Source organism: Cellulophaga baltica (assembly GCF_018861125.1).
GTDB classification, from domain to species: domain Bacteria; phylum Bacteroidota; class Bacteroidia; order Flavobacteriales; family Flavobacteriaceae; genus Cellulophaga; species Cellulophaga baltica_A.
In genome coordinates this window covers 201,498-217,278 of the sequence record NZ_JAHKQN010000013.1, presented here as the reverse complement: position 1 = coordinate 217,278, position 15,781 = coordinate 201,498, and the positions used below count along the sequence as shown (strand labels likewise).

Genomic DNA, 15,781 nt, shown 5'->3' with positions numbered 1-15,781 from the left:
GAAGCGATTATTTTAAAGAAAAAGAATATAGATTTTGCCCTGTTTTACCTCGTTCTTCATCAGAGATAAGCAGGGTTTTTTCATCTTTAAAACATACAGATTCTAACTGTGTACTAGTACCTAAATCAATAGTTTCTAAAGTGCCAGTGGTAAAATTTTCAGATTTAAAATCAGTAAATATCCATAAGTACCCATAACCAAGTAAAACTACTTTTTTTCCGCTAGGAGAAATAGCGGCAGCTGTTACTTTGCATGATGCTGCTGTTTTACAAGGTGTAAAATTACCAATAAGTTCAGCATCATAAGTTCCTTTTTCAGCAGGTACCTTATAAATTAAAGCTTTGCCAGAAAAAGGATTTGATCTGTTTTTAGTAATAATGTAGATGTAGTTATTATTATAAAATATAGCCTCTGAATCATAAATTAAATCCTTTTTTTTTGGTGGAAATTTTTTCTGTTCAGGGTAATTAATATGAATTTTTTCAGCATCAATATGGTCACCAGGTTCATTTTCAGGATTTGGAAGTTTATAAATGACTAAATCGTCACGTTTGTTTTGATTATTTCCAAGATCAGCAATATAAATGTTACCTCTATCATCTGTAGTTAAATCTTCCCAATCGCTATTGGTTGCATTTTTTACTTTAAATTCTTTAGTGAGTTCACCGTTAAAACTTACCTGATATAAAACATCTTCATTGCCATGATCTTCAATAAACCAAGCACGATCATTTCCATAGTACGCAATGCCTGAATTTTCTCCTATTTTATTAGGTAGCTCAGTTATTATTTTTAATTGTCCGTAATTTGAACAGGAAGATAATATTAAAGTGGCAAGAATTGTTATCGATTTCATTTGAGAGTTTTTAAGCTTTTTTTCAAAAAGTATTTACCTTACAAAGCAACAAAATAAGATTTTTAATAGCGTGAATTTCCTGTTAAATAGAAAATTAACATTTTAAGAAAACGTTGTAGTAGCCAAATATTGAGTAAAAGTTAATGTTTATTGAGCTTAGGTATCTTTTAAATTAAATATTCTAATATATTTATAGCTGTAAATTATTAATTTAAACAAAAATGCTAGGAATTTTTTCGTTTTTAGGATTTACAGTCCTTGTTGCTGTAATTTCTTATTTTGCTACTCGTAATACAGATGAGTCCTCTTCAGATGGATATTTTTTAGGAGGTAGGAGTTTGACAGCTGGGGTAATTGCGGGTTCATTGTTACTTACAAACTTATCTACAGAGCAAATAGTTGGTTTAAATGGTAGTGCCTATAAAGATGGGCTATCAGTAATGGCATGGGAAACTTTGGCTGCTTTAGCAATAATTGTTACTGCTATATTTTTATTGCCAAGATATTTGAAAGGTGGACTTACAACAGTGCCACAATTTTTAGAAAAACGTTTTGATACTTCTACGAAAACGATTACTTCAGTTTTATTTTTAACGGGTTATGTTGTAGTTCTACTGCCTGTAATTTTATATTCGGGTTCCGTTGCAATCAGTGGTATGTTTGATATACCCACACTTTTAGGAGTTTCTGATAAAATAGCATTAGTAATTTGTATTTGGGGTATAGGTGTGATTGGATCTATTTATGCTGTGTTTGGTGGCTTAAAAGCTGTTGCTGTATCAGATTCTATAAACGCAGTTGGTTTATTAATTGGAGGTTTGTTAATCCCCGTTTTTGGATTAATGGCTATTGGTGATGGTAACGTTTTTAATGGTTTAGATGTTTTAATGCAAGCAAACCCAGAGCGTTTTGACTCAACAGGTAATCAAGGACAAGAGGTGCCTTTTGCAACTATATTTACTGGTATGATGTTAGTTCAGTTGTTTTATTGGGGGACAAACCAACAAATTATACAACGAGCTTTAGGGGCTAAAAATTTAGCAGAGGGTCAAAAAGGATTATTATTGGCGTCATTTATTAAAATCCTTGGTCCACTAATATTAGTGCTTCCGGGTATGATTGCATACCATTATTTTGATGGTAATTTAGCTTCTAGTGATATGGCTTATCCAGAATTGGTTAGAGCGGTATTACCAAAACCATTAGTTGGTTTTTTTGCAGCTGTACTTTTTGGTGCAATATTAAGTTCATTTAATAGTGTGCTAAATAGTTCAGTAACATTATTTGGTATTGATGTTTACAAGCAACATATTAACAAAACAGCTTCTGAAAATACAGTAGTTAAATACGGTAAAATATTCGGAGTTACATTGGCATTAGCGGCAATGTTTATAGCTCCGTTAATTGCTAATGCAGGTAGTTTGTTTAGCTACTTACAAGAAATTAATGGTATTTATAGTATTCCAATTTTCACAATCATTGTGGTTGGGTATCTAACTAAAAGAGTTCCTGCAATTGCGGCTAAAATTGGAATCTTTTTTGGTTCGTTTTTATATATATTAAGTCAGTTTGTTTTAAAACCTTATGTATTTGGTGAAGACAATTATCCGCATTTTTTACATGTAATGGCAATTCTATTTATTACAAATGCTGTTATAATGTTGATTATAGGTAAACTAAGACCTCGTGAAGTGCCTTTTGAGTTAGAGTATACAAAACAAGTGTCTATTGAACCTTATAAATATGTAAAACCCGTAGGTATGGGGATAGCGGCAATTGTAATCTTTATTTATATATATTTCGCAAGATAATTTACAAAGGAGCTAATTTTAGCTCCTTTGTCTTTTAAAACTTGTTATTAAGCTTAATTTTTTTGTATTAAAATTGGAAAAACGATACCTTGTGTAATTAATTTTTAAAAGGATTAAACCTTGAAACGTAAGATCACATTAAAGCATATTGCTCAAGAATTAGAGGTTTCTATTTCTACAGTTTCTAAAGCGCTAAAAAATAGCGAGGAGATTAGTAGAGAGACTAAAGATAAAATTCAAGCTTACGCAAAATTATACAACTACAAACCAAATAATATTGCTATTAGTCTTAAAAATAAACAGACTAAAAATATTGGTGTAATTATTCCTGATATTGTACATCATTTTTTTACAACAGTATTTAGTGGTATTGAAAAATATGCAACTAGTAAGGGCTACAATGTTATTGCATGTGTTTCAGATGAAACCTTTTCAAAAGAAGTAATAAATTTGGAAGTTTTAGCAAATGGTAGTGTTGATGGTTTTATCATGTCACTATCTACCGAGACTCAATTTAATAATGATTATCAGCATTTAAAAGAATTAAAAGACCAAGGTGTTCCGTTAGTACTTTTTGATAGAGTTACAGATGAAATAGAATGCGATAAGGTAATTATTGACGATAAGGGTGGAGCTTACAGGGCTACTAAAAAGTTAATTGAATCTGGCAGAAAAAAAATAGCTTTAATTGCTACTGAAGATTATTTGAGTGTAAGTAAAGATCGTCTCTGTGGTTATGAAAAAGCATTAAGAGAAAGTAATATTGAAATAGACCAGAATTTAATTTTACGTTTGCCTTTAATGAACAGTATTGAAGGTAATGAAATGGAAACCTTTTTTGAAACTCAAGAAATTGATGCCGTTTTAAGCGTGAATGAAATTTATGCCATTCATGGTATGCGTTTGGTTCAAAAAATGGGACTAAGAATTCCTGAAGATGTTTCATTTATTGGTTTTACTGATGGTATATTATCACGTTTTTCTAATCCTAGTTTAACTGCTGTTGCACAACATGGTGAGCGTATGGGGGAGATTGCAGCAGAGATGCTTATTGAAAAAGTAGAGAACGAAAGTGAAGAAGAAGAAACGTTCACAACTGAAATTATAAAATCTACTATTATTGAGCGTGAATCTACTATAAATTAAGTAATTCACTATTCTATCGTATTTCATTAAAATTTTATTTAGGTTTGAATATCTTTCACCTAAATTACTAAAGTAATGAACACAGTAGGATTTATTTTTGATTTAGACGGTGTAATTGTTGACACTGCAAAATACCATTACCTTGCCTGGAAAAAATTAGCCATTGAGCTAGATTTTCAATTTACCAAAGAACATAATGAGTTGTTTAAAGGTGTTAGCCGTAAACGATGTTTAGAAATTTTACTAGACCTAGCTAATGTTGAAACTACTGATGAACAATTTGATCGTTGGATGGTTGAAAAGAACATTGATTACTTGGCTTATATTGAAAAAATGGACAAGTCTGAAATACTACCAGATGTGCCTGAAGTTCTTGAGTTTTTAAAACAAAAGAATATACCTATTGCATTAGGTTCTGCAAGTAAAAATGCGCGTGCAATTTTAGAAAAAGTAGATTTAATACATTACTTTAATACTATCGTTGACGGTACAAATGTTACTAAGGCAAAGCCAGACCCTGAAGTTTTTTTGATTGCAGCTAAACAGTTGGGTGTTTTACCGAATAAATGCATAGTTTTTGAAGATGCTGTTGCAGGTATACAAGCTGCTAATGCAGGTGAAATGATAAGTATAGGTATTGGTGACGCTACAATATTGTCTGAAGCAAATTATAACTTTAAAGATTTTACCGAAATGGATAAAAACTTTTTAGAAAAACTTATTGGATAACCTATTTAACTCGTAAGCATGAATCAAGATTATATACAACCCGATGTTTGGTCGATTATTGAAGAAGGTTTTGATAAAGAGCGCATAAAATCTTCAGAAAGTTTATTTAGTATTGGTAACGGAGCCATGGGGCAACGTGCAAATTTTGAAGAACATTATTCTGGTGATACTTTTCAAGGGAGTTATATTGCGGGTGTTTATTACCCTGATAAAACCCGAGTTGGTTGGTGGAAAAATGGTTATCCTGAATATTTTGCTAAGGTATTAAATGCGCCAAATTGGATTGGAATAAATGTATTTGTAGAAGGAGAAATTCTTGATTTAAACACTTGCAAATCGGTTTCAAACTATAAAAGAGAGCTAAATATGAAAGAAGGTTGGTACCAACGTTCTTTTATAGCAGAATTGTCTAATTCAATAACGATAGAAGTAAAAACCACCCGTTTTTTAAGTTTAGATATTAATGAAATTGGAGCTGTAAATTATGAGATAACAGTAGTAAATGATGATGCTACAGTAATTTTGGAACCATATTTAGATAGCGGCATTACTAATGAAGATAGTAATTGGGATGATAAATTCTGGAATACAACAAAAATATCTTCAGAAAATAATAGGGCTTTTATTGAAGCGCATACTATGAAAACTGAGTTTGCTACCTGTACTTTCATGCAATCTCAATTAGTATACAATGGTGCAGTTGTTGAACAAAATCCGACTGAGAAAAAAGAAGAACTTAAAATAACACATCAATTTACTCAAAAAGTAAAAGCAGGAGAGACTGTTGTGCTTCAAAAATTTGGTGGTTATACAGTAGATAGAAATCATGACAAATATAAATTAGTTGATGCTTCAAAGAAGGCATTAAAAAAGGCGACCGATTTAGGTTTTGATGCTCTTTTAGAACAACAGAAATTAGCTTGGGCTAAAATTTGGGAAATGAGCGATATCACTATTGAAGGTGATGTAAAAGCACAACAAGGTATTCGTTTTAATATTTTTCAGTTGAATCAAACTTATTTAGGCACTGATTCTACTCTAAATATTGGGCCAAAAGGTTTTACAGGTGAAAAATATGGAGGTAGTACTTATTGGGATACCGAAGCATATTGTATTCCGTTCTATATGGCAACAAAAGAGCAGAATGTTGCGCGTAACCTTTTAGAATACCGATACAATCACTTAAAAAAAGCAATTGAAAATGCTGAAAAATTAGGCTTTTCAAATGGAGCAGCATTGTACCCAATGGTAACAATGAATGGTGAAGAATGTCATAATGAGTGGGAAATAACTTTTGAAGAAATTCATCGTAATGGAGCCATAGCTTTTGCAATTTATAACTACTTCCGTTTTACGGGCGATTACACTTATATTCCAGAAATGGGTTTGGAAGTTTTAATCGGAATTGCTCGTTTTTGGCATCAAAGAGCAACTTTTTCTACTCAAAAAGATAAGTATGTAATTTTAGGAGTTACTGGTCCAAATGAATATGAAAATAATATCAATAACAATTGGTACACAAACTATTTAGCAAAATGGTGTATTAATTTTACAATAGAACAATTGAAAAAAGTTGCTGATGGTTATGATCAAGATTATGATAGAATTATTGGTGTAACAAAGCTTTCTGAAAATGAAATTGACGCTTGGAAAAAAGTTGCCGAGAACATGTATTTTCCATATTCCGATGAATTAGGTGTTTATTTGCAGCAAGATGGTTTTTTAGATAAAGAATTAATTACGGTTGCAGATTTAGATAAATCGCAACGCCCAATAAATCAAAAGTGGAGTTGGGATCGTATTTTACGCTCACCATATATTAAACAAGCAGATACGCTACAAGGTTTTTATCTTTTTGAAGATCAATTTACAACTGAAGAACTAGAAAAGCATTTTGATTTTTATGAGCCTTTTACGGTACATGAATCCTCTTTATCACCTTGCGTGCATAGTATTCAAGCATCTAAATTAAATAGAATGGAACAAGCGTATACATTCTATTTAAGAACATCAAGGTTAGATTTAGACGATTATAATAAAGAAGTGGAAGAAGGCCTGCATATTACGTCAATGGCAGGAACTTGGATGAGTATCGTTGAAGGTTTTGGTGGTATGCGTGTGGTTGAAAATAAATTATCCTTCACACCAAGAATACCGGAGCAATGGGAAGCTTATTCTTTCAAAATAAATTTTAGAAACAGAATATTTAAAGTAACCGTTTCACTAGCTAAAACCACTTTTGAATTAGAAGGGGATATGGAAACCTCTATACGTGTGAATGGCAAACGTGTGTTTGTTACGCCTAATAAATTAATTGAAGTTTTTAATTAAAATACATTGCTATGGCTACTAAAAAACACAAAAAAGCTGTTGTTTATCAAGTGTTCACCAGGCTTTTTGGAAATACAAATATGACCAATAAACCGTGGGGAACTATTGAAGAAAATGGAGTAGGTAAATTTACAGATTTTTCAGCTAAGGCCTTAAAAGCTATTAAAGATTTAGGGGTTACACATATTTGGTATACGGGTGTACCGCATCACGATGTAATTCGAGATTATACAGCTTATGGAATATCAAACGATGATCCTGATATAGTAAAAGGCCGTGCAGGTTCGCCATATGCAGTAAAAGATTATTATAATGTGAATCCTGATTTAGCTAAAAATCCTGAAAAGCGATTAGAAGAATTTCAAAATTTAATTAAAAGGAGTCATAAGGCAGGTTTAAAAGTAATTATAGATATTGTTCCGAATCATGTTGCTCGAAATTATGAAGGCAAATCTACCCCTGAAGGTTTTGAACCTTTTGGAGCTTCTGATGATACAACTGTGGAATATAAGAGAGATAACAACTTTTATTACATTCCGGGAACCGAGTTTAAAGTTCCAGATTGGCGTGATGGTTACACGCCTTTAGGTGGAGAAAAAAATCCTTTAGAAGATAATAAGTTTACCGAAATACCTGCTAAGTGGACAGGTAATGGCTCAAGGTCAGCACAGCCAGACTTTAATGATTGGTATGAAACTGTAAAAATTAATTATGGCGTTAGACCAGATGGTCACTATGATTTTGATATGCTACCTGATGATTTTGATACAAAAGACTACAAAGAGCATTACGAGTTTTGGGTAACGAAAGATGTACCTAGTTCATGGGTGAAATTTAAAGATATTGCGCTGTATTGGCTTGCAATGGGTGTTGATGGTTTTAGGTATGATATGGCAGAAATGGTTCCGGTGGAATTCTGGAGCTATTTGAATTCACATATCAAAATGAAAAATAATGATACTTTCATAATGGCAGAGGTATATAATCCGGGTTTATACCGTGAATATATTAATAAGGGTAAAATGGATTATTTGTATGATAAGGTAGATTTGTACGATGGTTTAAAGCATATAATGGCAGGCCATGGTTGGTCTGATCATATTCATACAGTACAAAATGGTATTCAAGATATTGAACATAATATGCTTCATTTTTTAGAAAATCATGACGAACAACGAATTGCTAGTCCTGAGTTTGCTGGTGATGCTAAAACTGCGAAACCTGCAATGGTGGTTTCTGCAACAATAAGCACATCACCAACTATGATTTATTTTGGTCAAGAAGTTGGAGAACCTGCTGCAGAGCATGCTGGTTTTGGTAGTCCTAGCCGTACTTCAATTTTCGATTATATTGGAGTGCCTACCTTACAACGTTGGGTAAATAATAAAAAATTTGATGGCGGTCAGTCAACAGATGAAGAAAAGGATTTACGAGATTTTTATAAGCGTTTATTAAACTTCACCATTACTAGTGATGCTTTAATAGGTGAATACCAAGAAACGCATTTTTTTAATAAAGAATATACCGCTAATTATAATCATAGATCTTTTTCGTTCTGTAGATGGTCAGCGAATGAAAAATTGTTGGTGATTAGTAATTTTGATGTTGACAAAACCTATGAGTACGAGTTTAAAGTTCCTCAAGATATTATACAAAAATGGGGACTTAGTAAGAATACTGCTTATCCCTTAGAAGATGAATTATATAATCAAGCAAAATTAGACCTAAGAGTTGGTGACGATGGTATTGGTCGTTTTGATATTATTGTTTACCCGTTACAATCATTTATTTTCAAACTGAAATAAGATGAAAAATATTTTTATAGCTCTTTTTCTTGTTTTAAGCTTATCATGTATGGAAAATAAAAAACTATTAGTTATAGGGCACAGAGGTGCAATGGGGCACGAAACAGAAAATACAATTGCATCAATTGAAAAAGCCTTAGCATTAGAGGTTAATATGATTGAGATTGATGTTTTTAAAATTGCTAGTGGTGAAATAGTAGTTTTTCATGATGATAGTGTTGAGCGTTTAACAAACGGGAAAGGTAATATTGAAGCGTTTACACTTTCAGAATTAAGAAAATTAGAAGTTGTGGGGGGTCATCAAATTCCATTATTTACCGAGGTTTTAAATATAATAAATAAAAAGGTCCCATTAAATATTGAATTAAAAGGAGCAAACACAGCAAAGGATGTTGATGAAATTATTAAAACTTATATATCGGAGAAGGGCTGGGAGTTAAATGATTTTATTATTTCTAGTTTTAATTGGGATGAATTAATCCTAATGCGAGAAGTAAATAATGATATTGCTGTTGCAGTTTTAATTGAAGATGAGAACCCGTTAGAAGCTATTCCATTGGCCAAAAAATTACATGCGGTTGCAATTAACCCTGATGCCGATAAATTGACTTTAGAAATTGCAAACAAAATTAGAGAAGCAGGATTTAAAATCTATCCTTGGACAGTAAATGATCCGCAAAAAATAATAGAAATGAAAAGAATTGGTGTAGATGGAATGTTTACCAATTACCCTGAAAGAGTAAAATAATGTTTGATGTATTAATTGTTGGTGGTGGTGCGGCTGGTTATTTTACAGCAATTACGATTGCAGAAAAAAATCCTGAATTAAAAGTGGCTATTCTCGAGCGAGGAAAAGAAGTTTTAACTAAAGTAAAAGTTTCTGGTGGTGGTCGGTGTAATGTGACTCATGCAGAGTTTGACCCTAATGAGTTAGTAAAATACTATCCAAGAGGAGAAAAAGAACTTAAAGGGCCATTTCATACATTTTGTAGTGGTGACACCATTGCTTTTTTTGAAGAGAGAGGTATTGCTTTAAAAATTGAAGAAGATGGCAGAATGTTCCCGGAAAGCAACACATCACAAACTATTATAGATTGTTTTGTTAACGAAGGAGAACGTTTAGGGGTAAAAGTCTTAAAAAATAGTTCTGTTGTTGGAATAGAACCTATTGAAAAATCTGATAAAAATCCGCTTGGTGGTTATTCGGTGGAATCTATTCAGAAAAAATATCATGCTAAAAAAATAGTAGTGGCTACAGGTAGTAATCCTAAAATATGGAAACTACTTGAAAAACTAGGACACAAGATTGTACCACCAGTTCCGTCATTATTTACATTCAATATTAAAGATGAAAGAATAGAAGGTATTCCTGGTGTGAGTGCCAATGTAACTGTGGATGTTCTTGCTAAAAAAACAGGTCAAAAAGTAACTATTGATTTAAAAAGCAAAGTAGCTTCAAAAACAATTTTAGAATCTGAAGGACCATTATTAATAACGCATTGGGGCATGAGTGGGCCTGCAATTTTAAAGCTATCAGCTTGGGGTGCTCGAGTTTTAAATGAAGCAAATTATAAATTTACAATTCGTGTAAATTGGTTGCCAGAATATCATCAAGAAGCAGTATTGAAGTTGTTAATACAAGTGAAAGATGTAGAAGCTAAAAAAACGGTTCTACGTACACACGCCGTAGATTTACCCAAACGATTATGGGTTAAATTGGTAAAAGCTTCCGGTATTGCTAGTGATACAAAATGGGCTGATTGTACCAAAATACAACTTCAAAATTTAGCTAGAGAACTTACAGCAGGCGAATATGCGGTTGATGGTAAAAGTACATTTAAAGAAGAATTTGTCACTGCTGGTGGTGTAGCTTTAAAAGAAGTAAATTTTAAAACTTATGAAAGTAAATTAATACCAAACTTATATTTTGCAGGTGAGGTTATTAATGTTGATGCTATAACTGGCGGATTTAACTTTCAAAATGCATGGACAGGTGCTTTTATTGCAGGCACAGCAATTGCAAATAAATCAGAATAGATGAAAACATATATCTTACTTTTAAGAGGTGTTAATGTTGCGGGTAAAAACAAAATGCCAATGGCAAGTTTAAAACTGCTATTGGAAGGCTTAAATATATCTGAAATTCAAACGTATATACAGAGTGGAAACGTAGTTTTCAAATCAACAGAATCATTAAACACGTTGGAAGTTAAAATTAGTAAAGCTATAGGCGATATATTTAATTTTAAAGTGCCAATACTACTTATTGAAGCTTCAAAATTTAAAAGTATTATTGAAAAGGCCATTTTTTCTGAGGTTGAAAATACAAATTCATATTTTGTGTTATTAAAAAATAAAGCAGCTAAAAAACATGTAAGTGTTTTAAATTCAGAAAACTATGAAAACGAAAGTTTTATAATAACTGATAATTGTGTTTACTTGTCTTGCAAAAAAGGTTATGGGAGAGCAAAGTGCAATAATAATTTTTTCGAGAAAAAATTAAAAGTTCAAGCAACTACTCGTAATTTTAAGACTATGTACAAATTATTAGAAATGTCTAATTAATTTAATTGCCAAATGCTGAAGTTTAATACAGTTGCAAAACAAACCCAGAGTAAATAAGGGATCAGTAAATATGCAGCGGTTTTATCTACAACTTTAAACCATTTTATAGTAAGTATAATTAAAATTAGAAGAGTAATAATTACTAATAGTGCCATAAAGGGCATTTTGAGTCCAAAGAAAATTGTACTCCATAAAGCATTAAATAATAGCTGAAAAATAAAATGATATAATGCTGTTTTTACCCAAACATGATGGAACCCTTTAGCCCATACAATTCCAGCAGAAATACCCATCATTGTATATAAAACAAGCCATACCGGAGCAAAAATTCCATTTGGCGGATTAAAGGAAGGTTTATTTAATGTAGGATACCAATCAATTATTGAAGCTTTTGTTGCAAAACCAGATAAAAATCCTAAAACCAAACAAATAGCAATAGAAATAGCGATGTAATATAATTTTTTATTCAAAATAGTTGTTGTATTGCTACTAAATTAATGATTTAATTTAATTGACAATACACTAAAAACTATCTTTGTAAAAAATATTTTTTTATGACCGAAACTGACTTTTTACCTTCTGACTATATAAATGATGTTAAAGAAGGTTCTGTAAGCTACAAATCACCTAGTAACATTGCTTTAGTCAAATATTGGGGAAAAAAAGAAAATCAGTTACCGCAAAACCCATCAATAAGTTTTACACTTGATGCTTGTGCTACCACTACTAAAGTTACTTTTAATAAACTTGAAAAATTAGACGAAAACTTTTCATTTGATTTATGGTTTGAAGGTAAAGAGAAAGAAGATTTTAAGCCTAAAATAAATACATTTTTGTCAAGAATAGAAATATATATTCCATTTTTAAAGTCATACCATTTTAAAATTGAAACCTCAAACTCTTTTCCGCATAGTAGTGGTATAGCTTCGTCAGCTAGTGGTATGTCTGCGCTAGCACTTTGTTTTATGGATATTGAGAAACAATTAAACCCAGAAATAACTGCAGATTTTTTCAATAAAAAAGCATCTTTTTTAGCGCGTTTAGGTTCAGGTAGTGCTTGCAGAAGTATTGAAGGTGATTTAATACAATGGGGTGCTCACGAACAAACGGAAGGTAGTTCAGATTTATTCGGAATAAAATATCCTTACGAAGTACACGAGAATTTTAAGAACTTTCAAGATACAATTTTACTTGTTGATAAAGGTCAAAAGCAGGTGAGTAGTACGGTTGGTCATAATTTAATGCATAACCATCCTTTTGCTGCAGAACGATTTAATCAAGCTCATACAAACCTAAACAAGTTAAAATCCGTATTTAAAAGTGGAGACTTAATTGAGTTTATCAAAATTGTAGAAAGTGAGGCATTAACCTTGCATGCAATGATGATGACAAGTATGCCATATTTTATTTTAATGAAACCAAATACATTAGAAATTATTAATAAAATATGGGAATTTAGAGAAAAATCAAACTCACATATATGCTTTACTTTAGATGCAGGTGCTAATGTTCATGTATTATATTCTGAAAATGAGAAAGCTATTGTAAATCAGTTTATTAAAGATGAGTTAGTTGTTTTTTGTGAAAACCAGCAGTATATTTGTGATCAAATAGGTTTCGGGGCAAAAAAACTTTAGATAACAATCATATTATTGATTTTTTTGCGTTTAATTAGCATTAAAATTCTAGTTTAGAAATTATTAACCAACAATTTTAGAACAGTGAAAGGACCATTATTTTACTCAAAAATTCTACTTTTCGGAGAATATGGAATTATAAAAGATTCTAAGGGGCTTTCTATACCTTATAATTTTTTTAAAGGAGCATTAAAACCAAATGCAACTTCTTTAGAAGCAAAAAAATCCAATGAGAGCCTTAAAAACTATGCGCTTTATTTAGAAGAACTTTCTAATGAACAACCTGAGCTCGTTACTTTTGATATTAAAACATTGAAAATGGATGTGGCTTCGGGGATGTATTTTGACAGTTCTATTCCACAAGGTTATGGTGTTGGTAGTAGTGGTGCATTAGTAGCCGCTATTTATGATAAATATGCTTTTGATAAAATTACTGTTTTAGAGAATTTGACTAGAGAGAAATTATTAAACCTTAAATCTGTTTTTGGTGCTATGGAATCTTTTTTTCATGGTAAATCTTCTGGTTTAGATCCATTAAATAGTTATTTAAGTTTGCCAATTCTTATAAATTCGAAAGATAATATAGAATCAACTAGTATACCTTCTCAAAATCCAGCAGGTAAAGGCGCTGTTTTTTTATTAGATAGTGGTATTATCGGCGAAACAGCACCGATGGTTCAAATTTTTATGGAACAAATGAAAAACAACGGCTTCCGTAAAATGTTAAAAGATCAATTTATAAAACATACTGATGCCTGTGTTGAAGATTTTGTTAGTGGTGATGTAAAATCATTATTTAGCAATATAAAACAATTGTCACACGTTGTTTTAGATAATTTCAAACCTATGATTCCAGCACAATTTCACAAATTATGGAAACATGGGATTGATACGAATGATTATTATTTAAAATTATGTGGCTCAGGTGGTGGTGGTTACATTTTAGGTTTTACTGAAGACCTTGAAAAAGCAAAAAATTCATTAAAAGGTCATAAATTAGAAGTGGTTTATAACTTCTAAACTTCATTATCATATGATTAATAGGAAAAACAAGCTCTTGCTATTGAAGTTATTGAGTCTTTTTTCTGTTGTTCGAGGTTATAATATTTTGATTATTATAATTGCCCAATATTTGGCATCAATATATATATTAGCACCAGAACTTCCTTTGCGTAAAGTAGTTTTTGATGTTAATTTATTTTTAATAGTACTTTCTTCAGCAATGGTAATTGCCGCAGGCTATATAATTAATAATTTTTATGATGCAGAGAAAGACATAATTAATAAACCTAATAAAACAAAATTAGATAGGTATGTAAGCCAGCCATTTAAGTTAACAACCTATTTTATTTTAAACTTTTTAGCGGTATTTGTTGCGAGTTCTGTATCATTCAAAGCGGTATTATTCTTTTCATCATATATATTCGGAATATGGATTTATTCTCATAAACTAAAAAAAATACCTTTTGTTGGTAATTTTGTTTCAGCAACTTTAGCAATAGCACCTTTCTTTATTGTTTTCGTTTATTATAAAAACTTCGAACGGGTAATTTTCGTTCACGCGCTTTTTTTATTTTTACTAATTCTCGCTCGTGAGATGATTAAAGATTTAGAGAATATAGCTGGTGATATTGCCCAGAATTATAAAACGATTCCTGTTTTATACGGTGAAAAAACTTCAAAATTCTTAATTGGGTTTTTAATTTTACTAACCCTAGTTCCGTCATTATTATTAATTGCAAAATTTGATGTTGGTTATATGCATTATTATTTTGTAATGTGTGTATTTCTATTCATTTCGTTCTTATTTATTCTGGTTAAATCAGGTTCTAAAAAACATTATATACTATTACACAACATATTAAAGTTTATAATAATACTAGGTGTTTTTAGTATCTTGTTGATTAATATAGATTTAGTATTAAATAGAATTTTATAAATGGATAATTTATTAAAAGTAGCACTGGCTCAAATTTCACCTGTATGGTTAAATAAAGGGGCAACCTTAGTTAAAATTAAAACTTCAATTGAAAACGCGGCAAGTGAGAAAGCAGAATTAATTGTTTTTGGAGAAGCACTTTTGCCAGGTTATCCTTTTTGGTTAGCACTAACTAATGGAGCTGCTTGGGATCTTAAAGTTAATAAAGAAATTCATGCGCATTATGTTCGTAACTCAATTCAAGTTGAAGCAGGTGAACTAGATAGTGTTTGCGCTTTAGCAAAAAAACATAATATTGCTATATATTTAGGTATTATGGAACGAGCTAAAGACAGAGGAGGTCATAGTATTTATTGTTCTTTAGTCTATATTAATGAGTTAGGAGAAATAAAATCTGTACATAGGAAATTACAACCAACTTATGATGAACGTTTGACCTGGGCACCTGGTGATGGCAATGGTTTAAAAGTTCATCCGCTTAAAGAATTTACTGTCGGAGGGTTAAATTGCTGGGAAAATTGGATGCCTTTACCTAGAACAGCTTTATATGGTTTGGGTGAAAATTTACACATTGCAGTATGGCCCGGAAATGAAAATAACACAAAAGATATTACACGTTTTATAGCTAGAGAGTCACGTAGCTATGTGATTTCTGTTTCTTCATTAATGAGTAAGAAAGATTTTCCTGAAGGAACACCTCATCTTGATAAAATATTAGAAAAATCTCCAGAGGTTTTAGGTAATGGAGGCTCTTGTATAGCTGGGCCAGATGGTGAATGGTTGGTAGAACCAGTTTTATATGCAGAAGGTTTAATTTATCATACGTTAGATTTTAATCTTGTTTATGAAGAACGACAAAATTTTGATCCAGTGGGTCATTACTCAAGACCAGATGTTACAAAGTTAACCGTTAATAGAGAACGACAATCAACTGTTGAATTCAATGATTAACAATTGAATTT

14 protein-coding genes are annotated in these 15,781 nt (G+C 31.4%); 12 read left to right on the top strand and 2 right to left on the bottom strand.

The window, feature by feature from the left end:
• Positions 1-7 precede the first annotated feature (7 nt).
• Positions 8-856, bottom strand: a complete 849-nt coding sequence (locus tag KO500_RS03715; RefSeq protein WP_215955156.1) for a hypothetical protein — start codon at positions 854-856, stop codon at positions 8-10.
• Between the two features lie 221 nt (positions 857-1,077).
• Between KO500_RS03715 and KO500_RS03710 the strand changes: the two genes are divergently transcribed.
• From KO500_RS03710 to KO500_RS03675, 8 genes are all read left to right on the top strand, one after another.
• On the top strand, positions 1,078-2,667 hold the full coding sequence (locus tag KO500_RS03710; RefSeq protein ID WP_215955155.1) for a solute:sodium symporter family transporter: 1,590 nt from the start codon (positions 1,078-1,080) through the stop codon (positions 2,665-2,667).
• Positions 2,668-2,787: 120 nt separating this feature from the next.
• Entirely contained in the window at positions 2,788-3,813 is a 1,026-nt protein-coding gene (locus KO500_RS03705) for a LacI family DNA-binding transcriptional regulator (protein ID WP_215955154.1), read from the top strand.
• Between the two features lie 75 nt (positions 3,814-3,888).
• Positions 3,889-4,542 carry a beta-phosphoglucomutase gene (gene pgmB, locus KO500_RS03700; protein ID WP_215955153.1) on the top strand — a complete coding sequence of 218 codons (654 nt, stop codon included), beginning with the start codon at positions 3,889-3,891 and terminating at the stop codon, positions 4,540-4,542.
• Between the two features lie 18 nt (positions 4,543-4,560).
• A complete protein-coding gene (locus KO500_RS03695) occupies positions 4,561-6,873 on the top strand; it encodes a glycoside hydrolase family 65 protein (protein WP_215955152.1) in 2,313 nt (770 codons plus the stop codon).
• Between the two features lie 11 nt (positions 6,874-6,884).
• The gene (locus tag KO500_RS03690; RefSeq protein WP_215955151.1) at positions 6,885-8,678 is read left to right on the top strand and encodes an alpha-amylase family protein; all 1,794 of its coding nucleotides are present in this window, start codon (positions 6,885-6,887) and stop codon (positions 8,676-8,678) included.
• A gap of 1 nt (position 8,679) precedes the next feature.
• Positions 8,680-9,426, top strand: a complete 747-nt coding sequence (locus tag KO500_RS03685) for a glycerophosphodiester phosphodiesterase (RefSeq protein WP_215955150.1) — start codon at positions 8,680-8,682, stop codon at positions 9,424-9,426.
• Positions 9,426-10,715 (top strand): NAD(P)/FAD-dependent oxidoreductase, encoded by a 1,290-nt coding sequence (locus tag KO500_RS03680; protein ID WP_215955149.1) that lies wholly within the window; start codon positions 9,426-9,428, stop codon positions 10,713-10,715. The genes KO500_RS03685 and KO500_RS03680 overlap by 1 nt, the downstream gene beginning before the upstream one ends.
• The gene (locus tag KO500_RS03675; RefSeq protein ID WP_215955148.1) at positions 10,716-11,243 is read left to right on the top strand and encodes a DUF1697 domain-containing protein; all 528 of its coding nucleotides are present in this window, start codon (positions 10,716-10,718) and stop codon (positions 11,241-11,243) included.
• Here KO500_RS03675 and KO500_RS03670 read toward each other — a convergent pair.
• On the bottom strand, positions 11,240-11,713 hold the full coding sequence (locus KO500_RS03670; protein ID WP_215955147.1) for a TspO/MBR family protein: 474 nt from the start codon (positions 11,711-11,713) through the stop codon (positions 11,240-11,242). The two genes, KO500_RS03675 and KO500_RS03670, sit on opposite strands and share 4 nt — an antisense overlap.
• Positions 11,714-11,797: 84 nt before the next feature.
• Between KO500_RS03670 and mvaD the strand changes: the two genes are divergently transcribed.
• The 4 genes from mvaD (at position 11,798) to KO500_RS03650 (ending at position 15,770) form a co-directional block, all read left to right on the top strand.
• Complete coding sequence (gene mvaD, locus KO500_RS03665; protein WP_215955146.1) at positions 11,798-12,880, top strand: diphosphomevalonate decarboxylase; 1,083 nt, start codon at positions 11,798-11,800, stop codon at positions 12,878-12,880.
• An 84-nt stretch (positions 12,881-12,964) separates the two neighbouring features.
• Complete coding sequence (locus KO500_RS03660; RefSeq protein WP_215955145.1) at positions 12,965-13,900, top strand: mevalonate kinase family protein; 936 nt, start codon at positions 12,965-12,967, stop codon at positions 13,898-13,900.
• 13 nt (positions 13,901-13,913) lie between these two features.
• Positions 13,914-14,819, top strand: a complete 906-nt coding sequence (locus tag KO500_RS03655; protein ID WP_215955144.1) for a geranylgeranylglycerol-phosphate geranylgeranyltransferase — start codon at positions 13,914-13,916, stop codon at positions 14,817-14,819.
• Positions 14,820-15,770, top strand: coding sequence for a carbon-nitrogen hydrolase family protein (locus KO500_RS03650; protein ID WP_215955143.1), 951 nt, complete (start codon positions 14,820-14,822; stop codon positions 15,768-15,770). It begins immediately after the preceding gene.
• The last annotated feature ends 11 nt before the right edge of the window (positions 15,771-15,781 follow it).

Bases quoted from the DNA above. Each gene is read 5' to 3' on its own strand.
- KO500_RS03715 (WP_215955156.1), bottom strand. From the start codon at position 856: ATGAAATCGATAACAATTCTTGCCACTTTAATATTATCTTCCTGTTCA.
- KO500_RS03710 (WP_215955155.1), top strand. From the start codon at position 1,078: ATGCTAGGAATTTTTTCGTTTTTAGGATTTACAGTCCTTGTTGCTGTA.
- pgmB (WP_215955153.1), top strand. From the start codon at position 3,889: ATGAACACAGTAGGATTTATTTTTGATTTAGACGGTGTAATTGTTGAC.
- KO500_RS03695 (WP_215955152.1), top strand. From the start codon at position 4,561: ATGAATCAAGATTATATACAACCCGATGTTTGGTCGATTATTGAAGAA.
- KO500_RS03690 (WP_215955151.1), top strand. From the start codon at position 6,885: ATGGCTACTAAAAAACACAAAAAAGCTGTTGTTTATCAAGTGTTCACC.
- KO500_RS03685 (WP_215955150.1), top strand. From the start codon at position 8,680: ATGAAAAATATTTTTATAGCTCTTTTTCTTGTTTTAAGCTTATCATGT.
- KO500_RS03680 (WP_215955149.1), top strand. From the start codon at position 9,426: ATGTTTGATGTATTAATTGTTGGTGGTGGTGCGGCTGGTTATTTTACA.
- KO500_RS03675 (WP_215955148.1), top strand. From the start codon at position 10,716: ATGAAAACATATATCTTACTTTTAAGAGGTGTTAATGTTGCGGGTAAA.
- mvaD (WP_215955146.1), top strand. From the start codon at position 11,798: ATGACCGAAACTGACTTTTTACCTTCTGACTATATAAATGATGTTAAA.
- KO500_RS03655 (WP_215955144.1), top strand. From the start codon at position 13,914: ATGATTAATAGGAAAAACAAGCTCTTGCTATTGAAGTTATTGAGTCTT.
- KO500_RS03650 (WP_215955143.1), top strand. From the start codon at position 14,820: ATGGATAATTTATTAAAAGTAGCACTGGCTCAAATTTCACCTGTATGG.